A 21,860-nucleotide genomic window follows, 5' to 3' on the forward strand; every position below is an offset into this window, starting at 1 on the left:
GATGGGCATCGTGCATTCGAGCGTGATCCGATCCGCGCGAGACGAGTTGTTCGCATGGCACACGAGACCGGGTGCCTTCACTCGGCTGGCGCCGCCGTGGCAGCCGCTCTCGCTCGTGAAGGAATCAGAATCCCTGCAATCGGGTCGGGCAGAATCGCGTTTGCCGGGCGGTCTGCGGTGGATCGCCCAACACGACGCGCATGAGTACGACCCGCCGCGGCAGTTCGTCGACTATTCCGCGGCGCTCCCGATGCGGGTGCTGGTGCCCTGGCGCCATACGCACAGCTTCGAGGTCGTGTCCGACAGCGAGACGCGGATGACGGACCGGGTGGAGACCGCCGTGCCGGGCCGCCTCCTGACATCGACGTTCGTCTATCGGCACCGCCAGGTGGCCGACGACGTCGCCCGCCACCAATGGGCGGACACACTGGCGCCGGGTTCTCTGACGATCGCAGTGACCGGCAGTTCAGGGTTGGTCGGTACCGCCCTCACCGCGTTTCTCTCCACCGGAGGACACCGGGTGGTCCGGCTGGTTCGCCGCACGCCGCGCACCCCGGACGAGCGACGGTGGAACCCGGACGCTCCGGCCGCCGATCTCCTCACGGGGGTCGATGCGGTGATCCACCTCGCCGGCGCATCCATCGCGGGACGTTTCACCGAAAGCCACCGCCGAATTGTCCGGGAAAGCCGGATCGAACCCACTCGGCGGCTCGCCGAGCTGACCGCAACCACCGCCGACGGACCGAAAATCTTCGTCACTGCATCGGCAATCGGCTACTACGGTCCGGACCGCGGCGACGAGCTGCTGCATGAAGACGACGAGCGGGGCGAGGGCTTCCTCGCCGACACGGTGGCCGACTGGGAAGGCGCGTCGACTCCTGCCAGCGAGGCAGGCGTGCGGGTTGTGTCTGTGCGGACCGGGATCGTCCAGTCGCCGAACGGTGGTGTCCTACGTCTGCAGCGACCGCTGTTCGAGGTGGGGCTCGGCGGCCGGCTCGGCTCGGGTACGCAATGGTTGTCGTGGATCGACCTCGACGACCTGGTGGACGTCTACCATCGGGCCGTGGTCGACACCGAGTTGACCGGTCCGGTGAATGCGGTGGCGCCGAACCCTGTTCGCAACGAGGAGTACACGTCGGTACTGGCGTCGGTGCTGCATCGGCCGGCGTTCCTGCCGGTGCCCGACCTCGGACCGAAGTTGCTCCTGGGCGAGCAGGGAGCACGTGAACTGGCTCTCGCGGATCAGCGCGTCACCCCCGGACGGCTTCTCGAGCGGGAGCATCGGTTCCGGCGCCCCGATCTCGAGAGTGCCCTGCGGCACCAGCTCGGGCGATTCAAGACGGGGGTGTAGCACCCCGTTCGCCGTCGTACGCTGCGACGACACGTTTGGGGGCGGAGAGGCGCCACGCCTCCTCGACCAGCTCTGCCAGCTCCGTCGTTGTCACGGCTTCCAGGACAACGTCGATCCATCCGTAACGTCCGAAGAACGGTGCCACGAGAAACACCTCGGGATCTTCCTGGACGAGCGCGGTCTGAGTTTCGAGGGTGGCTTTCAAGCACACCGTGGGCGCGCCGTACCCGACCAGCCCGAACATTTTGTTGCGCACCCGGAAGGTCGGCTGGTCGCCCCAGTTGGCGACCACTACCTCGTGCGCCTCGGGCAGAGCCAGCATCATTGCGCGCACCTCGTGCTCGGTCGGCATCACAGCTCCCGCACTCCGTCGTATTGTCGCTTCCGTTATATCGGGCGGCACCGACATCGTTCAGTCTCTGCAGGCACGGCCGCCTCGGGTTCGTAGAGTAACCGTGGTGACGAACGAACCACCGGAACAGGAGTGAACCGATGACTGAAGCAGAACCGGCCGGCCCGACCAGCGGTGATCGCAGTCCGGCCGTCGAGGCAGGGCTGGTAGTTCGCCGGGAGGTCATGGGCGCCGACTTCGTCGAGCGAGCACTCACCCGCACCGCCGGTACCGACAGCGAAGCTCTGCAGGAGTTCGTCAGTGAACACGTCTGGGGGGCGGTGTGGAATCGACCGGGGTTGGATCGGCGTAGCCGTAGTCTTCTCAATCTCGGCATGCTGATTGCTCTTCGGGCACACGGTGAGCTGAAAGGGCATGTGCGCGGCGCACTTCGGAATGGTCTGACACGCACGGAGATCGTGGAGGCGGTCATTCACGCAGGCGCTTACTGCGGTGCTCCGGCCGGGCTGTCGGCAATGGCCGTCGTGCAGGAGGCACTCGACGAGGAACTCGGTCCGCTCGCGGGCAAAGCCGACGCACCGTGACGGCACCGGGTTCGGACCCACCCCTCGCGGGTCCGAATCCGGTGCGTGGTCAGTGCGTCAGCCGGTGACCCCGGTGATCTCGTTCGGCGTCTGCGGAAGGTCGGCCGAACCGGACACGGTCCAGGACTCCAGGTTCACGGCGTGGATCTTGTTCTTCGCCGGGTCGGTCACATACGCGGTGCCGTCCTGCACGAACAGTGCGGGCCGCGGCGCCTGCCACTTCTCCGGTTCGGTCCACGGTTCGATCAGCGGCACCGTACGGGTCACCGTCTTGGACGCCGGGTCGATCACGTGCAATGCGCCGTCGGTGCCCAGAACAAGTGCTTCGCCGTGCACACCGCGGCCGAGGGAACGGAACGTGTAGCTGGTGCCGAGATCGACGAGAGTCAGCTGCCCCGTGGTGGTGTCGGTCAGGCTGACCCGCTGGGGACGCTCGAGTTCGGCATCCGGATCGGTCTTGTAATCGCCCAGGATGATCGGGGAGTCCTCGTCCCCGGCCTGGTTGCCGATGCGTCCGTACGGATCGGGACTGGTCACCTTGGTGATGACGCCCTCACGGTAGATCAGCAAACCGTTCTGGCAACCGACGACCACGGTTTCGTCCGCGGCCACGGCCTCCCCGTGCACACCGGGGCACTCCTCGTTGCGTGCGATCTCCTTGCGGTCGCGGTCGAGCACGACGATGCCGGTCCGCTCGTCTTCGTTGCCCACCGTGGTGAGCATGCTGCCGTCCGACAGTTCGACAGCCACGCCGTGGTGCGCTTCCGGTGTCGTGTAGTCGGTGGTCTCGGGCAGACCGTCGGCGAGCTGAGCCGGGTCGAAGACGCGCACCAGGCCGGTGCCGTCGTCGAAGAGCACCGTCTTGCCGTCGTGCCGGACCACGTGCCCGGGCGTCTTCGCTTCGAAGGAGATGTCGGTGACAGCGGGATCACTGACGAAGTGGCTGTCGCCGTCGGTCCAGGTTCCGGCGTCGAGTGCGGTGAAACTGTTGCCGGTGCTGACGAGTACGTGCCGCCCGTCACCCGCCGGGTTGAGGCGGTTGAACCCGTCCATCTCGGCGGTTCCGACAACATCGAGTGTCTTCGCGTCGAGCACGAGAACACCCCCGTCGTAGCTCAGCGCGAGTCGAGGCGTCGCCGAATCGGTGCGGGTGGCGGCGGCGTTGTCAGTGGCAGCGCCTGCCGAGTCGGAAGAGCAGGAGGAAAGAAACGCAGCCGAGAGTCCTAGAGCGACAACGGCGGCGGGTAGGGGAGATCTACGCAAAAGGGTCACCCAAGAGAAGTACCCTTTATTGCAAATGATTGTCAAAGCCACAAGTGTGCATATTGCGATGTGTCCTTACGTCAGGCTCTGAGCGATCGTGACGGAATTCGACTCCATCATCTCGATATAGGTCCCGGCGTCCGACCCCACATCGCCGAGTGACTCGGTGAACAGAGAGACGACGGCGACGGGTAACCCCGCCTCCGAGGCCAGTACCTCGGCGAGCCGATTCGGTTGAGACGAGTCCACGAAAATAGCCGGCACCCTCGCCGCAGTGATCGCGGCAGCAAGATTCGACAGGTCGGAAGCGCTCGGTGACGCCAGCGTGGTTCCACTCGGAATGACGGCGCCGACCACCTTGAAATCGAATCGCTCTGCCAGATAACCGAACACATGATGATTGGTGACCAATGTGCGGCGCTCTTCCGGGACATCCGCAAATCGAGCCGTCATCCGGGTAGTCAGTTCCCCGAGTTCCCGCGCGTAGTCCTCGGATCGGTCGCGAACCATCTCGACATCGACGTCGGCAATATGCGTGATCACCGCGTCGCGAATCAGGGCGACGGCCTCACGCATGCGGTCCGGGTCGGTCCAGATGTGCGGGTCGAGTGAACCGGAGGACTGTCCGGTGCCGTACTCGATCGGTCGCACGCGCTCGCCGACCTCGAGAATCGGAATCGATTCGGCTCGTGCACTATCGACGGTCTTTCCCAGTCCTTCCTCGAGCCCGAGGCCGTTGGACACGATGAGATCGGCGCTTTCCACCCGTGCGGCTTCGGGCGCCGAGATTTCGAAGGAGTGCGGGTCGGCATTCCTCGGCATCAACACCATGACCTCGGCCTGGTCTCCGACTACGTTCTCGACCACGTCGCCCAGAATGTTCGTGGTCACCACGACCACCGGACCATTCGAGGTGGAGGCGCCACACGCGGTGACGACCGAAGCGGCGAGCGCGAGCAGAAGGCTGAGCGGCACCAGGCGCCGTAGTGCCGCCGTCATGATCCCACGACGCTGACCGAGGACGCGGCAATCCCGACGTCGAACGTTCGCGCTACCCGTGCGTTGTCGCGATAGTCGATCTCGATCACGGCTTTCGCATCCGGGTCGGTGACGTAGGCGCGATTACCACCGACGGCGATCGCCGCCGACTCGTGCCGCTTGTTCCCAGTCAGGACTGGGCAGGATGCCGTCTCCGTCCCGGACGCTGCATCGAACACCCGAAAGGTGCCGTCGGCGAGGACGGCGAAGACCGAGCGGCCGTCGCCGGACAGGTTCACGTCCAGCGCCGCGGCCGGTGTCCGGATGTGGCTCCAGTGGTGCGTCAGTGAATCGAACACAAGCACACCATCATTGGCGGAGGGCGGTCCCGCAGTCGCGACCAGGACCGGCAGTCCGTCCGGCCCACGAAAAGCGGTGGGACGGGTGCTCGGGCCGATGCCTTGCGGGTACGGGATCTTCTCCGACGTCCACTGTCCCTCGGTGACGCGGGCGAGAAAGAGTCCGTCGTCGCACGCTGTGAGCGCGTAGGAGTCGAACACGGCTTGTCCGTTCACTGCCGGGCACGCTGAGTCGAACGTCTTCTCCACCTGACCGTCCGCGCGGCGGAGCTCGAACGTCTCCGGTGCGGAAGCGTTCGCGGTGTTTCGGGTGACGAGATAGCGATCGGCGATCGGAATGACCACACCGGAGTGCGGAGATGCGGATTTCACGACCGTACCGACTTCGGCGCTGTCCTTGCGTAGCTGCGCGAAGTCGATCACGTCCGCCCGGCCGTCGGTATCGAAGAACGTGGCGACCTTGTCGTCACCGACCACGACGGCCCCCGGCTTTCCGCCCGTCAACGTGCCGACCTCGACGGGTGCCTTGGTGTACGAGTGGTCGTGGTCGCCGTGATCGATCGTCCACGATCCGGCATCGACCACATGTACGGCGCCGCCCATCTCGTCGACTGCGAACGCGTAGCGGTCTTTGACCGTGGTGAGGAGCGTCGGGTTGTCGAATCGGAACGAATGGACTGTGTCCGCGGTCGTGAGGTCGAGGACGTCGACACGGCCGGATCCCGCGTCTGCGACGACCAGTCGCGGTTCGGGACCCTCGACCTCGGTGGATCCTGCTTCGGCCGCCAGGTCGCTGCCGGGTTTGGCCTGGCCCGCCGGTGCAGTCTCGCCCGTCGCGTCCGAACCGCACCCGGTCAGGATCAGTGAGGCGATCGAGGTGACGATCATTGTGCGCACGAGTCTCGTGTCCTGCATACTGCACTCCATCTAATAAATAATGACAATCATTACCGCTAGACTAGCGAACCGGCGCTGCTGCGGGCGGACCCGCGGTGCGCAGGCGTGAGATTGCAGCTCGGATGAGAATGGCAACGAAGAATTGCAGCACGGCCAGTCCGGCGATGGTGGCGCCCGCGGCGGTGTCTGCGTTCCACGACACGATCAGTCCGAGGGCTGTGGCCGACCATCCGAGCAGCATGGCCATACCCATGGTCGCGACGATGGAACGGCCGAACAGCGCCGCGGTGGCGGACGGTGCAACCAGGAGGCCGAATACGAGCAATGTTCCGACGATACGGAACGATGCCACGACGGCGAGTACCACCAGGGCGAGTAGTGCCAGGTGCGCCAATCGGGGGTGTAACCCCAATGTGTGCGCTTTGCGTTCGTCGAAAACCAGAGCAACGAACGGCCGATAGGCCACCACGGAAACTGCCGTCGCGGCGAAAACGGCCAGGGTCAGCCACACTAGATCGCTCCAGGTTGCCGACAGTACATCGCCGAACAGGAACGCTGTGAGGTCGACTGCGAAAGATCTTGCCCGCGAGACGATTACCACCCCGAGAGCAAGCATGCCGACGAACAACAGCCCGATCCCAGTGTCCTCGGACAACCGTGAATTCTTCGACACCCAGGAAACGCCGAGAATCATCACCACCGCACTCGCGGCTGCGCCGACGATGAGGTTGGCGCTCGCGAGGTAGGCGACCGCCACGCCGGGCAGCATCCCGTGGGAGATGGCCTCGCTCATGAACGCCATTCCGCGCACCACCACCCAAGTGCCCACCAATCCGCACAGAACAGAGACCAACATTCCGGCGCACAATGCCCGGCGAACGAAGGACACCATGAACGGATCGAGTAGCCATTGCATAGTGCTAACCTAAGCGATAATGATTGTCGTAAGCGAACTCACTGTGCGTTACGGAGCATCCGTGGCGTTGAACCGTGTCAGCGCCTCCTTCGCCGAGCAGACGGTTACTGCGCTGGTGGGGCATAACGGGTCGGGCAAGTCGACCTTGCTCCACGTACTGGCGGGTATCCTGCGCCCCACCTCGGGCCGGATCGAGGGCACGCTCGGGCAACGCGTCGCCTACGTGCCGCAACGCACGGTAGTCGGTGAAAACCTGCCTCTCACGGTGCGCGAACTCGTCGGCATGGGCGCGTGGCAGCGGCGGGGACTGTGGCGCCGGCTCACCGCCCACGACCGAGATGCTGTGAAGGTTGCGTTGACTCGCCTGGGCATCGCGGATATCGCTGAGCGCCAGATGAGTGCGCTTTCAGGCGGTCAACGGCAACGCGCGTTGCTCGCGCAGGCGCTCGTGCAACGCGGTGATCTACTGCTCCTCGACGAGCCGACCACCGGACTCGATACCCAAGCCCGCGCCGTGATCAACGACGTCATCGACGAAGAAGCCGCACGGGGTGCGATCGTCGTCGTCGCCACGCACGAACCCCTCGATGCCGAGCGTGCCGGTCAGACGCTGACGTTGACAGCGGGGTGCCTCCGGATGCCGACGGACACCGCAGTGTCCGCCTAGATCTCGCGCGGAAGTTCGACGAGCACGAGACGGTTACCGTCGGGGTCGCGGAAGTAGAACATCGGCGGAACGTAGTCGCCGACGCGCATGACCTCGGCGTCTACATCCACACCCTGCGCCGAGAGCGCCGCGTGATCGGCGTCGGCGTCCGAAGTGGAAAGCCGAATACCGGTTTCGACCCCGGCCGGTACGCCCTCGCGCTCCGGCACCAGGGCGATCGAGGTAACCGATCCGTGGGGTGCCACCTCGACCCAGCGCTGACCGTCGCCGAACTCGGCATCCATGCGCCGCTCGAAACCGAGTGTGCTGACATAGAATTCGAGGGCCCTGTCCTGATCGGTGACCGGCACGGCCACCGTATGCACCCCGTTGATGTGTGTCTTGCCCTGCGCAATCACAGTGTCACCTCCTTCTCGCCCGGCATCACGCCTGCGCGAACGCCTTCTCGAGTGCGGCGATGTCCAACTTGCGCATCTGCAGCATCGCCTGGACGGCGCGCTGGGCTGCGGCGGTGTCGGGGTCGCTCATCAGCTCGTACAAGCGGTCGGGGACCACCTGCCAGGAGACTCCGAAGCGGTCCTTCACCCATCCGCACTGGCTTTCTTCGCCACCGTCGGTCGTGAACGCCGCCCAGTATCGGTCCACCTCGTCCTGGTCCTTACACCGCACCTCGAACGAGATCGCTTCGTCGAACTGAAACTGCGGGCCGCCGTTGAGTGCGGTGAACGGCTGCCCGTTGATTTCGAAGGACACCGTCATCACCTTGCCCTCGGGGCCGGGTGTGCCGGGAGCGTAGTACGTCACGTCGGTGATCCGCGAGTTCGGAAAGAGGGACGTGTAGAACTGTGCTGCCTCTTCACCTCGGTCGTCGAACCAGAGGCAGGGGGTGATGGGTTTCATGGTGTAGTCCTCTCGGTGCTTCTCGATCAATCCTCACCGATATGGACCACGCACATGCCCGAAACTCATCGCCCCGCGGAAAGGAATCTCAGCGCATCGCGCACCCGGGATACTGGCGGCATGGCCGACGGTGACGAACGCAGCATGCTGGGCCGGGCATTTCTTCTTCTCGGTTCGTTTACTTCGGATCGACCGCGTCTGGCGCAGTCGGAGTTGAGTAGGCGTACCGGCCTGCCCCTGCCCACCGTGCACCGACTGTGCCGACAATTGATGGCGCACGGCGCGCTCGAACGAACCGACGACGGCAGTTACGAAATCGGCGTTCAACTGTGGGAACTGGGTTCCCTCGCGCCCCGTGCCCACGGACTGCGCCAGGTGGCGCTGCCGTATCTCGAGGACCTCTACGAGGCCACGCGCGAGAACGTCCAGCTCGTGGTTCGGGAGGGACTCGAAGCGCTGTACATCGAGCGACTGTCGGCGCGGGGTGCCGTGACCGTGGTCGGGCGCGCCGGGGGACGGCTGCCGCTGCATGCATCGAGTGGCGGTCTGATTCTGCTCGCGTTCGGCGGCGGCGAGTTGCTCGACGCGGTCCTTGCGGCCGGCCTCGAGCGCTTCACGCCGGCGACCATCACCACCGAACACCGGCTTCGCAGCACCCTTGACGACATCCGCCGGACCGGATGGGTCATGTGCCGTGAACATCTGAACGTCGGAACGCTGGCCGTGGCCGCTCCAGTGTCGCGGTCGACGGGCGAGGTGGTGGCCGCCGTGTCCGTCGTGGTGCCGGCGGAGAAGGATCCCGCGCCTCTGATCCCCGCCGTGCGGGCGGCGGCACGAGGCATCTCCCGCGGTGTCGCGTAGCTCGTCTTTCACTCAGTGAAAGTGGGGGTGTCGAGGGCGGAGTTCGGGGGCAACAGTGACTGGTGTCACGAACTACGCGAGGAGTCTGCGCATGAACACACAGGTCGGGATCGTCGGCGGGGGACCCGCCGGACTGATGCTGTCCCACCTTCTACACCTGCACGGCATCGAGTCGGTGGTACTCGAAACCCGCACCCGTGAGGAGGTCGAGGGCACGATCCGCGCCGGTGTGCTCGAGCAGAACACGGTAGATCTGATGGCCGACACCGGTCTCGGCGACCGCATCAAGCGCGAAGGCCACACCCATCAGGGCATCGAACTGCGGTTCGGCGGCAGGGGACACCGCATAGCGTTCGACGAACTCACAGGCGGGCGCGCGGTCACGATGTACCCGCAGCATGAGGTGCTGAAAGACCTCATCGCGCGAAGGCTCGAGGACGACGGCGACCTCCGCTTCGGCGTCTCCGAGGTGCAGGTGCACGACCACACGTCGGACAACCCGAAGATCACCTACCTCGACGCCGACGGCAACGAACAGGCCATCACCTGCGCGCTCGTCGCCGGCTGTGACGGGTCGCGCACCACGACCCGCGGTCTCATCCCCGAGACCACCGTGCGCACCGACCACTTCCGCCAGTACCCGTTCGCCTGGTTCGGCATCCTCGCCGAGGCCCCGCCGTCGTCCGAGGAACTGATCTACGCCAACCACCCGCGCGGCTTCGCACTCATCAGCACCCGCACCCCTGACGTCCAGCGGCACTACCTGCAGGTCAACCCGGACGACTCCGTCGACAACTGGTCCGACGACCGAATCTGGTCCGAACTCCACGCCCGCGTCGATGGCGAAGGCGCAGAAATCAAGGACGGCAAAATCTTCCAGAAGTCGATCCTCCAATTCCGCAGCTTCGTGAGCGAGCCCATGCAGCACGGCAACCTCTTCCTGGCTGGCGACGCTGCCCACACCGTGCCCCCCACCGGCGCGAAGGGCATGAACCTGGCGATCGCCGACGTCTACTTCCTCTCCAAGGCGATGGCCGAGTACTTCGCCACCCGAAGCCGAGCGGGGCTCGAGAGCTACACCGACACGGTGATGCCGCGCGTCTGGCGGACCCAGCACTTCTCGTGGTGGATGTCCTCGATGCTCCACCGACTCCCCGACGACACCGGTTTCGGCCACAAGCGGCAGATCGCCGAACTCGACCTGGTCACCAGATCCGTCGCTGGACGCACCCTCGTCGCCGAGAACTACGTAGGCGTCCCGCTCGAGTCGTGAGCACTCGTTAACCACAGAGTGTTAAGAAGTACTCACAGGCGATCATCGAGGAGGCCACCATGTTCCGCGACCCCGGACTGCCGGACTGGCTCGAGTTCATTCTCGGCGTGCTCGGCTACCGCTGGTGAAGTACTTCTGCCGGCAAATGGCTGCACGCGCAAACTAGAACCTGTTACATTCACGGAAAGGGGTGCGACAACAGGAGCGGCAGTGATCCTCGATCGGTTCAAAGTGGACGGCCGGGTCGCCGTCGTGACGGGCGCCGGCCGTGGCATCGGCGCTGCGACCGCGGTGGCGCTCGCGGAGGCAGGCGCTCACGTCGTCCTCTCCGCCCGCCATGCTGGTCAACTGCAGAAGGTGGCGGCGCAGGTCGAGGAAGCCGGGCGGCGCGCGTTGGTCGTGCCCGCCGATCTGATGGATCTGCAGGCCGTCGCCGCACTCGCGGATGCCGCGCAGGAGGAGTTCGGGAGGCTCGACATCGTCGTCAACAACGTCGGCGGCACAATCCCCAACGCCCTTCTCGACACCGACTCGGACTATCTCGAGGAGGCATTCCATTTCAACGTGAGCACCGCACATGCGCTCGTTCGGGCGGCCGTACCCCACATGCTTGCGCACGACGGCGGCTCGGTGGTGAACATTTCGTCGGTGATGGGCAGGCTGTCCGGCCGCGGCTACCTGGCTTACGGAACGGCGAAAGCAGCCCTGGCACACTACACCCGGCTGGCGGCCCGCGATCTGAGCCCGCACGTACGGGTCAATGCGATCGCCGTGGGGTCGGTGATGACGTCCGCGCTCGAGTTCGTCGCCTCCGACGAGGCGGTGAAAGCGTCGATGGAGAGCGTCACCCCGCTCGGCGGGATCGGCGACCCGCAGGACATTGCGGCTGCCGTGCTCTACCTGTCCTCGAAGGCTGGTTCATATGTGACCGGCAAGGTACTCGAGGTCGACGGAGGCCTCGACCAACCGAACCTCGACCTCGGCCTTCCTGATCTGAACCTGGGAGAGAAGTCATGAGCTACCGCGTCGTCGAATGGTCCACCGGCACAGTCGGTCGGCATGCCATTGCAGGGATCGATGCCCGCGACGATCTCGAACTGGTCGGCGTCTGGGTGTCCAATCCGGACAAGGTCGGAAAGGACGCCGGCGAACTGGCCGGCCTCGATCGTGAACTCGGTGTGAGGGCCACCGATGACAAGGCGGCCCTGCTCGCGTTGAAGCCGGATTGCATCGTGCATACCGCGATGACGGACGACCGCATCTTCGAGGCCGTCGAGGAGTTGATCTCCTTCCTCGAGGCGGGCGTCAACGTCGTCTCCTCGGGGCCGGTGCTGCTGCAATATCCGATCGGTGTCATCCCGGAGGAACTCGTCGACCGCATCTGCCGTGCCGGCGAGCAGGGCGGCGCGAGTCTGCACGTCAACGGCATCGACCCCGGCTTCGCTAATGATGTTCTGCCCCTGGCCATGACGAGTTTGTCCCAGCGCATCGACGAGGTTCGCTGTTACGAGATCGCCGACTACTCCACGTACTACCAGCCGGTGGTGATGCGCGACATCTTCGGATTCGGTAAACCCCTCGACGAGACGCCGATGCTGTTCCAGCCCGGGGTGCTGTCGCTGGCGTGGGGGAGCGTCGTCCGCCAGATCGCCGCAGGCCTCGACATCACACTGGACGAGCCGCTGGTGGAAAAGGTTGCACGAATCCCGGCAGAGCACGACCTCGACGTCGTGTCGTGCCATATTCCCGCGGGCACGACGGCTGCCGTGCGGTTCGAGGTCATCGGCACCGTCGACGGCGTGCCACGCGTGGTACTCGAGCACGTCACCCGGACACATCCGGACCAGATGCCCGAATGGCCCAAGCCGAACCGCGGTGACGGCTGCTATCGCATCGACATCACGGGTGAGCCCATGATGTCCGTCGAGTTCAACCACAACGGTGAAAACGGCGACCACAACGTGTCGGGCATGATCGTCACGGCAATGAGACTGGTGAACTCGGTGCAGGCCGTCGTCGAGGCAGACCCCGGACTCGTGACCGCACTGGATCTGCCGCTCGTCACCGGTCGCGGGCTGGTCTCACGCAAACCCTGAGCCGTGAGCGCTTGACACCCGGCGGTTGAAAAGTACTCACGGGAGCGTCAATTCGAACCCCGCCCATGCCTTTCGTAGACCATCGCTGCGGTCGAAGTCGGGAAGGTCGGTAGCCACCAAGCCAGGCTAACCCGGGCCTCACCCGACTTCAGGGTGAAGCCCGGGTATACCAGGCTGCCGAGACCGAGCCTGCACTCAGTGTGCTTCGGCGAGCTCCGCTCCGATTCCGGTCTCGGCGCGCACCAGCATCTCGGCGAATTTCTCGTCTCGGTCGGCCTTGATGCCGCTGCGCCGTTCCGCGACGAGCGAGCCGATCACTGCTGCAGCCAAACCCAGAGGCATCGTGATGATGACGGGCAGTTGGATGGTGAGCGGCGCCGGTCCGCTACCCAACCAGAGTGCCTCGGTGAACATGAGGCTGACCACGGTCGACGCCAGTCCCACCGAGATCCCCCACATGGCTCCCGTGCTGTTGAATCGCCGCCAGTTTAGGCTGAGCAGCAGGCTGGGCAGGTGTGCGCTTCCAGCCACCATGAACGCCATGCCCATGAAATAGGTGATATTCGTACTGTCGCCGATGGCCATGGTCAGCCCGATGGCGATAATGCTGAACGCAACCGCAGCGTAACGTGCGGTCTTCGCCTCCCGGGCGTCTGTGGTTTCCGTGTCGGCGGACTTCGTGCGAGTGACGGTGGGCCAGACGTCGTGAGCGAAAGTGCCCGCCGCCGAGATCACCACACCTGCGACCACGGCGACGATGCTGGCGAATGCCACGGCCGCGACCATGGCCAGAGCAATGGACCCGCCCACCGTGCCGACGCCACCACCGAGTTCGGTGACCAGGGTGGGTGCCGCAAGGTTGCCGCCGGCGCCGACGCGGTCTGCTCCGTCGGGTCCGAGAAGCGCAGCGGTGCCGAATCCCATGACGATGACGATCAAGTAGAAGGCGCTGCACAGCGCGACGGTCCAGCCGAGAGACTTCCGTGCAGTCGCGGCCTCCGGGACGGTGAAGAAGCGAATAAGGATGTGCGCCATGCCCGCGGTGCCCAGAGCGAAGGCCAGTGAGTAGGAGATGAGATTGATCGCGCCGGTCTGTCCGAAGATCAGTCCGGGCGTGAGGATCGCGTCTCCTGCGCCGGCGTTGTCGGTGGCGTCGGACAAGACGGACGGGAGACTGAACCCGAACTTCGCCAGAATCCCCAGGCAGACGATGATGGCCAGGACGGACAAGATGGACGACTTGATCACCTGGACCCAGGTGGTTGCAAGCATGCCGCCGACGAAGACATAGATTCCCATCAGGCTTCCGGCGACGACGACGGACAGCCCGAAGGGAATGCCCGACACCGACTCGAGGAGGACGCCCGCCGCGACGAGTTGGGCCAGCAGCACGAACGTACCGGTGACGATCGTGCTGAGCGCAACCACCACCCGGACCCGCCGAGCGCCTGTCCGGAACACGAGAACGTCGGCCAGAGTGTACTTTCCGACGTTGCGCATCTTCTCGGCGAGGAGGAACAGCACGGGCAGGAACGAGACGACGGATGTACACAGGATCACGGCCCCGTCGACACCCTTGTAGAAGATCAGTCCGGTGGTCCCCAGGAAGCTACCCGCGGAGATGAACTCGCCGGCAATCGCGAAACCGTTCTGCCAGCCGGTGATCGAACGGCCGGCCGCAAAGAAGCCGGTGGCACTGCGACTGCGCCGGGACGCGGCAAAGGTCACCCAGAGAGTCAGGGAGATGACCGCAGAGCAAATGGCAATGGCAAGGTAATCGGCTTCGCCCGTCATGCGGCACGCTCCTGCTGGCGTAGTTCGATGGCCAGAACGGCCGCGTCGGCGGCCGGCTGGATGTAGATCCGGGAGAGTCGGAAGTAGGCGTACACCAGTACCCAGGTGCCGGCGAACTGGGAGAACACCACCCACAGCGAGAGCGGTATTCCCAATAGTGCAGTGCCACCCAAAAGTTCGGGGAAGAACGCGAACCCGACGAGAAAGCCGGTGAACAACGCGATCGCGACGACACCGAGGCTTGCGGTGACGGCGCGGCGGCGTCGTCGCAGTTCGACGAACTCCGGCAATGCAAGGATGGGTGACCAGATCGCGGTGCCGGGTTCGGTGAGGGAGGCGTCGGCGGTCATGCGTGCACCGCCGCACGGCGGGCGGAGTCGAGCGCGAACAGGTTTTCGTCCCAACCGTCCGTCAGCGGCCCGAAATAGTGGAAGCGGACCTGTTTGCGACGGTATAACCAGCGGTCGCCGACTCGGACGACCTCGTCGGTGTAGCGGCCCGCGGCGATCGACGACGTTCCGTCCGACACGCACGGCTGCCACAGAAACGAGCGGACGACAGCGCGGTCACCGTCCAGGTCGATCTCGAGGTTGGTGATGAAGTGCCAGAACGCCGTGAGGCCGCCTGCGGCGAGCCCGGAGAAGAACTCCTGCATCTCGCCCTTACCGCGGGGGTTCGACAGGCCGTCGAATTCCCCGTCTTCTGTGAACAGATCCATCAAGGCATCCCAATCGCCGTCGTCGAGATGGCGGCAGTACTGCGCGTCGAGTGTCCGGATGGACTCAAGGTCCTCCAGTCGGCGGATTCGTTCTTCGAGGGTGCTCAAGGCGGCGTACCTCCACGGTGCAGAGCGGGTGAGAAGTCACGGTCATTAACGGTCGTTCATGTGATGGGGACCATAATCGACGGATAAGGGGTAGTCAAGACGGCCGTCGGGCGAAGGGCCAGATTGCGTCCACTCAGAGAAACCTGCCGTGAACTGCAATTCGCGAGCGAGTTGTTGCTCATCCGTGCTGGTCGCTCTACCCTCCGAGGGATGAACACCCGGTCAATCACCGCCGCGCAGTCGAACGTCCGGCAGCGGATTCTGGACACCGCGCTCGACGAGTTCTACTTCTCGGGGTTTCACGCGGCGACGATGCGGAATATCGCGAAGAATGCCGGTTGTAGTGCGGCAAACGTGTACAACCATTTCGAGAACAAGGCCGAGCTCCTCGTCGAGATTCTGCGTTCCGCCAGCGACGAGCAGTTCACCGCTACCCGCAACGCCCTGCGGAAGGCGGGGCCGGCTCCGGCGGATCGGTGGCGAGCTGCCGTGGTGGCCCACTCGCTGTACACCGCGCGTCACCAGCGTGCCTGCCTGGTCGCCAACACGGAACTGCGCTATCTCGAAGAAGTCGATCGCAAGCGGGTCGTCGGATCGCGGGACGCGCAGGAACATCTCTTCGTCACCATTGCAGAAGGTGGCGTGACCAGCGGAGATTTCGACATTCCCCACGTCCATCAGGCGGTGACCGCGGTGCTGACCATGTGTGCCGGCATCGCTCTCTGGTACCGCGCGGACGGCCCCCTCTCTGCGCAAGCGGTTGCCGAGTCGTATGGCGTCTACGCGCTCAATCTCGTGGGTTACCGCGCGCCCTGAGGGCCGCCCCCTCGAAGTGACCGTTGACGCCACAGTCCCGCCCGTGCTGTACTGGGTGAACAAGCGTTAATGTGATTCGTGTGCGGAACCGCGAGTTCCCCCGTCTCGCGCCCCGAATCTCGAATGGAGTGTCCATGACTCACCGGCCGTCACAGCCCCGAACCGATTCGCCGCGATATCTCACCGAGGACCGACTGGCGATCCGCGATCTGGCTCGCGATTTCGCGATGAGGCAGGTGCTGCCCGTCGCCAACGAACTCGATCCGGTGCAGGGGACCATCCCCGACACCCTCAAGAAGGCCATGGCGGAAGTCGGGTTCTTCGGCATCATGATCCCCGAGGAGCACGGCGGTCTCGGTCTCGGCGTCTTCGAGTACTGCCTCGTCGCCGAAGAACTCTCCCGTGCGTGGATGAGCGTCTCGGGGCTCCTGGCACGCGGCAACGGGATGGGCGGCGGCTTCACCCCGGAGCAGGAAGCTGAATTGCTGCCCAAGGTGGCGCGCGGCGAGTACTTGGGTGCCTACGCGTTGTCCGAGGCGGAAGCCGGTTCCGACGTCGCCAACATTTCCTGCCGTGCCGTCCGGGACGGGGACGACTGGGTGGTGAACGGCACCAAGATGTGGTGCACCTACGCCGACGAGGCCGACTACCTCGTGCTCTTCGCGCGGACGGACCCGCACAAGGACCCGGAGAAACCGCATCGAGGCATCAGCGCTTTCCTCATCGAAAAGGGGCGCGGCGAGTTTCCACAGGGCATCAGCGGAACGAAGATCCGGAAGATCGGCTACTTCGGCTGGAGCACGTGGGAGTTGTCGTTCGACAACTACCGGGTGCCGGCGAGCGCGATGCTGGGCGAGGAAGGTAAGGGCTTCTACCTGGCAGTGAGCGGTCTGGAGGTGGGGCGTGCGCACACCGCCGCGCGTGCCATCGGCCTCGCCCGGGCCGCGCTCGAGGATTCGATCGCCTACCTGCATACCCGTCGCCAGTTCGGTCACGAACTCGCGGATTTCCAGCACCTGCGCTTCAAGGTCGCGACGATGGCGGCCGACATCGAAGCCGCCCGCCAGCTCATGTACTCGGTGGCCACCGACATCGACACCGGACGCCGGTGCTCCCTCGAAGCGTCGATGTGCAAACTCGTCGCCACCGAGATGGCCGAACGCGTGACGAGCGAGGCCGTGCAGATTCACGGAGGTGCCGGATACACCACCGACTTCCAAGTGGAAAGGCATTGGCGCGACGCACGGTTGACGAAAATTTTCGAAGGCACCAGTGAAATCCAGATGCGCATCATCTCCGACGAGTTGCTGGGGAGAGTGTCCGCATGAGTGCCGTCACACAACAGCTGCGCATCGCTGTCGGAGATCGGACCGTCAGCGCCGCGAGCCGGGTGTCCGACGTCATCGCCGAGTCGGGAGCTACCTTCCCCGGTACGGGCGCGTCTTTCACGGGGATCGTGGTCGCCGGGGTACTCGACGCGTCGAAACCCAACGGCGCATCCCGAACAGGTCTGCAATGGGAAAGCGTGTCGGCAGTCGGAGAGGCCGACGTCGTCCGGGTCGAGTCGGTGGTCACCCGCATTCAGCGGTCCGAAGACGCGGTGGAGGTCGATCGGCACCTTCGTCTGATCGACGAGGACGGGAATGTCCGCGAGCAGGGAATCGAGACGTGGCGGCTGTCCGAGGGGTTTGCCGTCGAAGCCGATCCTGCCACGGATTTCTGCACCGTCGCGTGGGCGGAACTTCTCCGCGAAGCGCTTGCGGACGACCGGAACTTCACCTCGTCGCTGGCGACCTGGGACGGAACGATAGGCCTGTGCTGCCTCGACGGTTCGGGGCACAGCCGCGAGGTGCAGCTGCGGATCTACCGCGGACGCATCATCGACATCAGTAGGCGCGTTCCCACCGGTGCGACGTTCACGCTTCGCGCGCCGGCGTCGACGTGGGTGGACTTGGTGTTCGGTGAGCATCACGACTTCATGCGGCGCGCAATCCGCGGTGAGTTCTCCTCCGCAGGAGACGGTTACGAGTACCTGCGGCTCACCAAACCACTCGACATCATTATCGCCCATGCCCGCACCGCCGCGAGTGAGCGGCGACGAGCGCAGACCGATGCTCTGCCACTCACCTGGGAAAGGGAGGCCTGATCATGATCGAGGCCCGCTACCTGGACATCGATGGGGCCCTCGGGTTTGTCGAAATCGTCAGCCCCGAAACGCCCACGGACGCCACGCCCACGGTGCTGTGCCTGCATACCGCGGGGCAGAGCGGGGTGCAATGGCGGCACGTCGCATCGGCACTGTCGGAGAAGGGCTATCGGGTGATCGTGCCCGACTTGCCCGGGCACGGCCGTTCCGAACCTGCAGTCGATGGACCGGTCACCAATCTCGTCACCTACGGTGACTGGCTGTGGAAAGTCCTCGACCTTCTCGAGGTCGAGCGACCGTACGTCATAGGCTGTTCCATCGGCGGGAAGCTGACGCTCGAGCTGGCGACGCGTCCCGCACGCCCACTGGCCGGTGCGATCGCGATGGAAGCCGAAGCAGGGCCCGGCCGCGTCAACGTCGGTGGACTGCGGCGCGAACTCGAGGATGTCGCCGGTCCAAGTCGCGGTGACCGCACGTACCTCGGCACCCTCGCCTCGGTGGGTCACTCGGTGCCCGAGGCGACGGCCAAGCTGATCGCCACGATGCACAAGCGTGAAGACCCGGAGATTTCGTCCTCGGATCTCATCGCCTGGGGAATGCACGACGTCCGCGACCGTCTCGCCCACATCACGTGCCCCCTCCACGTTGTCGCCGGAGCGCAGGACCCCTGGATCAAGACCGCCGCGGTCGAGAAGGTGGCAGCGCTGATCAATTCGGCGCGACCGGGCTACGCGCGCTACACGAAGCTCGACGGAATCGGCCACTACCCCATGGAGGAGGTCGACGACTTCTCGTCTTTGGCGGACCAGTGGCTGACCGAGCTGCGTGCGGCCGAGGTGCTCTCGTGACAGCACACGACACGGCCACCCGCCAAGACACGCTCGCTGCGCTGCTCGACGAACTCGTGACGGCAGACCCGGATGCTGTCATGACGATCGACGTCGTGGGTGACAGGCGGGTACCCACTACCCGCGCCGAGTTCGCTGCACGCGTCGAAGGTGTGGCGTCGGAACTGCGACAGGCCGGTATTCGGCGTGGCCAGTGCGTGGCTGTGCTGCTTCCGAATTGGTCGGATGCCGTGCTCTGGCAGTGGGCGGCTGCGGCGGTGGGGGCGCACGTCATCGGCGTGAACACCCGCTACAACACCCAGGAAATCGCCCACATACTCACCTCGGCCAGGCCTGCGGTGGTGGCGGTGGCCGCCCGTTTCCACGGACTGGATCTGTTCGGGCGCCTTCGCGACGCCCAGCAGTTTCTCGACATCCCGGCTCCGGTCGTCGCCGTCGTTCGAGGGCCGGGCGAGGCGGCGTTTGATCTGGATTGCGCCGCGTTCGACCTCGGCAACGGTGCCTGGAACGTGGGAGGCGGGATCGGCGAGTCGGTGCGGGCGCCCCAGACCCCCGACATGGCGACCACGACAGCGGCCGGCGCCCGGGCGGACGCCGACGACCCACTCGCAGTGGCATTTACGACTTCGGGATCCACCGGGGTACCCAAGCTGGCAGCACATCGGGAAACCGCGATCGTCCGGCATGCGCACGCGGACGCCCGACTTCTCGGCATCGAGCCCGGTGATGTGACCCTGTGTGTGCTGCCGGTGTCCGGCGTCTTCGGATTCAGTACCGCGATGGCCACCCTCGCGGGCGGTGGTGCGCTGCTGATGGAACCGGTTTTCGACGCGTCCGCCACCTCGAGGCGAATGCAGTCCGAGAACGTCACGCATGTCGTCGGCGGTGACGACCTCTTCACCCGCCTGCTCGACACCTGGCACGGGGGAGAACGCGCCGACCTGTCCTCGCTGAAGAGGATCGGCATCGCCGATTTCCTCGGCCGATCCCATGAGGTTGCCGCGTGGGTGCGCGACGAGTTCGGTGCCGTCACCACCGGCGTCTTCGGGTCGTCCGAGGTATTCGCCCTCATGCTGCTCTGGACGGATGACGACCCGGAATCGTTGCGGTGGAACGGTGGTGGGCGACCGGTGTCCCCGGAGATCGAGGTCCGGATAGCGGATCCCCTGGACGACTCCGTGCTACCGGACGGTCAGCAGGGTGAACTTCAGGTCCGCGGACCGAACGTCGTCGACGCGTACCTCGGTAATCCGGATGCGGCCGCGAGGGCGTTCACAGCGGACGGATGGTTCCGCAGCGGCGATCTGGCGGTTGCGACCGGTGACGGCGGCTATACGTACGTATGCCGGATGGGTGACGTGTTACGACTTCGGGGATTCCTGGTGGATCCGGCGGAGATCGAGCACCGGTTGGCCGAGCACGATTCCGTCCACCTGGCGAAGGTCGTCGGGATCACCGGCGACGGCGGCTACACGCAGGCAGTCGCCTTCGTCGTGCCGGCGGAGGGGACGGACACCGGCTCCGCCGAACTGAAGGCGTGGTGCGCAGAGTCTTTGGCGGCGTTCAAGGTTCCGACCGCAGTACACGTCATCGAACGGATGCCCACCACGGTGGGCGGAAACGGAACCAAGATCCGAGCGGTCGAACTGCGCGAATGGGCGCAGCAGTGGACCGATTACGAAAGGGATTTTCGCAGTGCCTGAAAATTCGAGTGCCCAGGCGAACGATGTCGTCGTCTGTGAGCCCCTGCGCACCCCCGTCGGCCGATACGGCGGGCAGTTCAAGGACGTTCCCGCCGCGGACCTCGGTGCCCGCGTGGTGTCCGAACTGCTGGCCCGCACGAAGGTGGAGCCGGGCAGCGTCGACGACGTCATCTTCGGGCAGTGCTACCCCAACGGCGAAGCGCCCGCCATCGGCAGGGTCGTGGCCCTGGACGCCGGCCTGCCGGTCACCGTCCCCGGACAGCAACTCGATCGCCGGTGCGGGTCGGGCCTGCAAGCAGTGCTCGACGCAGCGATGCGTGTGCAAACGGGAGTGGCCGAGTTGGTCATCGCCGGCGGCGTGGAGTCGATGAGCCGCGCCGAGTACTACACCGAGTCGATGCGCTGGGGAGCCAAGGGCGCGCCGGCGGCACTCCACGATCGCCTGGCTCGGGGGCGAGTGACCGCGGGCGGCCGAAACTACCCGGTTCCTGGCGGCATGCTCGAGACCGCAGAAAACCTGCGCCGCAAATACGACATCAGCCGCCGCGAACAGGACGATCTTGCGGTGAGTTCCCACCAGAGGGCTGTCGCCGCGATCGAGTCGGGAAAGTTCGGCGAGGAGATCGTTTCGGTGGAAGTACCCGGCCGCAAGGGCGACCCGCAGATCGTCGATCGAGACGAGCACCCCCGCGCCGACACGACGGTCGAGTCGCTCGCCAGGTTGCGTCCCATCATGGGCCGCAGCGACCCCGATGCGACCGTCACCGCAGGAAATGCAAGTGGGCAGAACGACGGCGCTGCAGCCTGTCTCGTCACCACCCGTACCCACGCCGAGCAGCTCGGTCTTCGGCCGCTCGCAAGGCTGGTCACCTGGGCCGTGGCCGGGGTCGAACCGTCTGAGATGGGTATCGGACCGGTGCCGTCCACCGAACGGGCCCTGAAACGCGCCGGACTGACCCTCGCCGACATCGATCTCATCGAACTGAACGAGGCCTTCGCGGCGCAGGCGCTGGCCGTCACGCGCGAATGGAAGTTCGCTGCACAGGATTTCGAGCGCACCAACGTCAACGGTTCGGGTATCTCGCTCGGCCATCCCGTCGGCGCGACGGGCGTCCGGATCCTTACCACCCTGCTGCGGGAGATGGATCGCCGCGGCTCCCGCTACGGGCTCGAAACGATGTGCATCGGCGGCGGCCAGGGATTGACCGCCATCTTCGAGCGGGTGTAGCC

23 protein-coding genes are annotated in these 21,860 nt (G+C 65.3%); 13 read left to right on the top strand and 10 right to left on the bottom strand.

The window, feature by feature from the left end:
• Nucleotide 1: 1 nt before the first annotated feature.
• Nucleotides 2–1,351 (top strand): TIGR01777 family oxidoreductase, encoded by a 1,350-nt coding sequence (locus NOF53_RS18560; protein WP_255971384.1) that lies wholly within the window; start codon nt 2–4, stop codon nt 1,349–1,351.
• On the opposite strand, the gene NOF53_RS18565 is transcribed toward NOF53_RS18560, so the two are convergent.
• Nucleotides 1,335–1,703 carry an MmcQ/YjbR family DNA-binding protein gene (locus NOF53_RS18565; RefSeq protein WP_255971386.1) on the bottom strand — a complete coding sequence of 123 codons (369 nt, stop codon included), beginning with the start codon at nt 1,701–1,703 and terminating at the stop codon, nt 1,335–1,337. The two genes, NOF53_RS18560 and NOF53_RS18565, sit on opposite strands and share 17 nt — an antisense overlap.
• A 140-nt stretch (nt 1,704–1,843) precedes the next feature.
• Between NOF53_RS18565 and NOF53_RS18570 the strand changes: the two genes are divergently transcribed.
• Nucleotides 1,844–2,287, top strand: a complete 444-nt coding sequence (locus NOF53_RS18570; protein ID WP_255971388.1) for a carboxymuconolactone decarboxylase family protein — start codon at nt 1,844–1,846, stop codon at nt 2,285–2,287.
• A gap of 57 nt (nt 2,288–2,344) precedes the next feature.
• Here NOF53_RS18570 and aztD read toward each other — a convergent pair whose 3' ends face one another.
• The 4 genes from aztD to aztB form a co-directional block, all read right to left on the bottom strand.
• A complete protein-coding gene (gene aztD, locus NOF53_RS18575) occupies nt 2,345–3,559 on the bottom strand; it encodes a zinc metallochaperone AztD (RefSeq protein WP_255971390.1) in 1,215 nt (404 codons plus the stop codon).
• 66 nt (nt 3,560–3,625) lie between these two features.
• Complete coding sequence (aztC, locus tag NOF53_RS18580; protein WP_255971392.1) at nt 3,626–4,549, bottom strand: zinc ABC transporter substrate-binding protein AztC; 924 nt, start codon at nt 4,547–4,549, stop codon at nt 3,626–3,628.
• Nucleotides 4,546–5,802: a YncE family protein gene (locus tag NOF53_RS18585; RefSeq protein ID WP_255971394.1), complete on the bottom strand. Its 1,257-nt coding sequence runs from the start codon at nt 5,800–5,802 to the stop codon at nt 4,546–4,548. The genes aztC and NOF53_RS18585 overlap by 4 nt, the downstream gene beginning before the upstream one ends.
• Before the next feature lie 43 nt (nt 5,803–5,845).
• A complete protein-coding gene (gene aztB / locus NOF53_RS18590) occupies nt 5,846–6,700 on the bottom strand; it encodes a zinc ABC transporter permease AztB (protein ID WP_255971396.1) in 855 nt (284 codons plus the stop codon).
• A 19-nt stretch (nt 6,701–6,719) separates the two neighbouring features.
• Here aztB and aztA point away from each other — a divergent pair, with 19 nt between their 5' ends.
• Nucleotides 6,720–7,367 (top strand): zinc ABC transporter ATP-binding protein AztA, encoded by a 648-nt coding sequence (aztA, locus tag NOF53_RS18595; RefSeq protein WP_255971398.1) that lies wholly within the window; start codon nt 6,720–6,722, stop codon nt 7,365–7,367.
• Here aztA and NOF53_RS18600 read toward each other — a convergent pair.
• Together NOF53_RS18600 and NOF53_RS18605 are read right to left on the bottom strand one after the other, a co-directional pair.
• Entirely contained in the window at nt 7,364–7,765 is a 402-nt protein-coding gene (locus tag NOF53_RS18600) for a VOC family protein (RefSeq protein WP_255971401.1), read from the bottom strand. The two genes, aztA and NOF53_RS18600, sit on opposite strands and share 4 nt — an antisense overlap.
• A 25-nt stretch (nt 7,766–7,790) precedes the next feature.
• Nucleotides 7,791–8,267, bottom strand: a complete 477-nt coding sequence (locus NOF53_RS18605) for a VOC family protein (RefSeq protein ID WP_255971403.1) — start codon at nt 8,265–8,267, stop codon at nt 7,791–7,793.
• 120 nt (nt 8,268–8,387) lie between these two features.
• Between NOF53_RS18605 and NOF53_RS18610 the strand changes: the two genes are divergently transcribed.
• From NOF53_RS18610 to NOF53_RS18625, 4 genes are all read left to right on the top strand, one after another.
• Entirely contained in the window at nt 8,388–9,128 is a 741-nt protein-coding gene (locus tag NOF53_RS18610; protein ID WP_255971405.1) for an IclR family transcriptional regulator, read from the top strand.
• A 91-nt stretch (nt 9,129–9,219) separates the two neighbouring features.
• The gene (locus tag NOF53_RS18615) at nt 9,220–10,401 is read left to right on the top strand and encodes a 4-hydroxybenzoate 3-monooxygenase (RefSeq protein WP_255971407.1); all 1,182 of its coding nucleotides are present in this window, start codon (nt 9,220–9,222) and stop codon (nt 10,399–10,401) included.
• A 210-nt stretch (nt 10,402–10,611) separates the two neighbouring features.
• Complete coding sequence (locus tag NOF53_RS18620; RefSeq protein ID WP_255971409.1) at nt 10,612–11,418, top strand: SDR family oxidoreductase; 807 nt, start codon at nt 10,612–10,614, stop codon at nt 11,416–11,418.
• Entirely contained in the window at nt 11,415–12,497 is a 1,083-nt protein-coding gene (locus NOF53_RS18625) for an NAD(P)H-dependent amine dehydrogenase family protein (protein ID WP_255971411.1), read from the top strand. The genes NOF53_RS18620 and NOF53_RS18625 overlap by 4 nt, the downstream gene beginning before the upstream one ends.
• 195 nt (nt 12,498–12,692) lie before the next feature.
• On the opposite strand, the gene NOF53_RS18630 is transcribed toward NOF53_RS18625, so the two are convergent.
• From NOF53_RS18630 to NOF53_RS18640, 3 genes are read right to left on the bottom strand one after another with little or no spacing between them, the layout of a single operon-like run.
• The gene (locus tag NOF53_RS18630; RefSeq protein ID WP_255971413.1) at nt 12,693–14,291 is read right to left on the bottom strand and encodes a solute symporter family protein; all 1,599 of its coding nucleotides are present in this window, start codon (nt 14,289–14,291) and stop codon (nt 12,693–12,695) included.
• A complete protein-coding gene (locus tag NOF53_RS18635; RefSeq protein WP_255971415.1) occupies nt 14,288–14,641 on the bottom strand; it encodes a DUF485 domain-containing protein in 354 nt (117 codons plus the stop codon). Before NOF53_RS18635 ends, NOF53_RS18630 begins: the two co-directional genes overlap by 4 nt.
• Nucleotides 14,638–15,117: a nuclear transport factor 2 family protein gene (locus tag NOF53_RS18640; RefSeq protein ID WP_255971417.1), complete on the bottom strand. Its 480-nt coding sequence runs from the start codon at nt 15,115–15,117 to the stop codon at nt 14,638–14,640. The genes NOF53_RS18635 and NOF53_RS18640 overlap by 4 nt, the downstream gene beginning before the upstream one ends.
• Nucleotides 15,118–15,327: 210 nt before the next feature.
• On the opposite strand from NOF53_RS18640, the gene NOF53_RS18645 reads away from it, so the two are divergent.
• The 6 genes from NOF53_RS18645 (at nt 15,328) to NOF53_RS18670 (ending at nt 21,858) form a co-directional block, all read left to right on the top strand.
• Entirely contained in the window at nt 15,328–15,933 is a 606-nt protein-coding gene (locus NOF53_RS18645) for a TetR/AcrR family transcriptional regulator (RefSeq protein WP_255971419.1), read from the top strand.
• Nucleotides 15,934–16,067: 134 nt separating this feature from the next.
• Nucleotides 16,068–17,261, top strand: a complete 1,194-nt coding sequence (locus tag NOF53_RS18650) for an acyl-CoA dehydrogenase family protein (protein ID WP_255971421.1) — start codon at nt 16,068–16,070, stop codon at nt 17,259–17,261.
• Nucleotides 17,258–18,079: a hypothetical protein gene (locus NOF53_RS18655; protein WP_255971423.1), complete on the top strand. Its 822-nt coding sequence runs from the start codon at nt 17,258–17,260 to the stop codon at nt 18,077–18,079. Before NOF53_RS18650 ends, NOF53_RS18655 begins: the two co-directional genes overlap by 4 nt.
• A gap of 2 nt (nt 18,080–18,081) precedes the next feature.
• Nucleotides 18,082–18,927, top strand: a complete 846-nt coding sequence (locus tag NOF53_RS18660) for an alpha/beta fold hydrolase (protein ID WP_255971425.1) — start codon at nt 18,082–18,084, stop codon at nt 18,925–18,927.
• The gene (locus NOF53_RS18665; RefSeq protein WP_255971427.1) at nt 18,924–20,630 is read left to right on the top strand and encodes an AMP-binding protein; all 1,707 of its coding nucleotides are present in this window, start codon (nt 18,924–18,926) and stop codon (nt 20,628–20,630) included. Before NOF53_RS18660 ends, NOF53_RS18665 begins: the two co-directional genes overlap by 4 nt.
• Nucleotides 20,623–21,858 carry an acetyl-CoA C-acetyltransferase gene (locus NOF53_RS18670; protein ID WP_255971429.1) on the top strand — a complete coding sequence of 412 codons (1,236 nt, stop codon included), beginning with the start codon at nt 20,623–20,625 and terminating at the stop codon, nt 21,856–21,858. Before NOF53_RS18665 ends, NOF53_RS18670 begins: the two co-directional genes overlap by 8 nt.
• Nucleotides 21,859–21,860: the final 2 nt, after the last annotated feature.

It is taken from the genome of Rhodococcus tibetensis, from assembly GCF_024438035.1.
Lineage (GTDB): Bacteria > Actinomycetota > Actinomycetes > Mycobacteriales > Mycobacteriaceae > Rhodococcus_F > Rhodococcus_F tibetensis.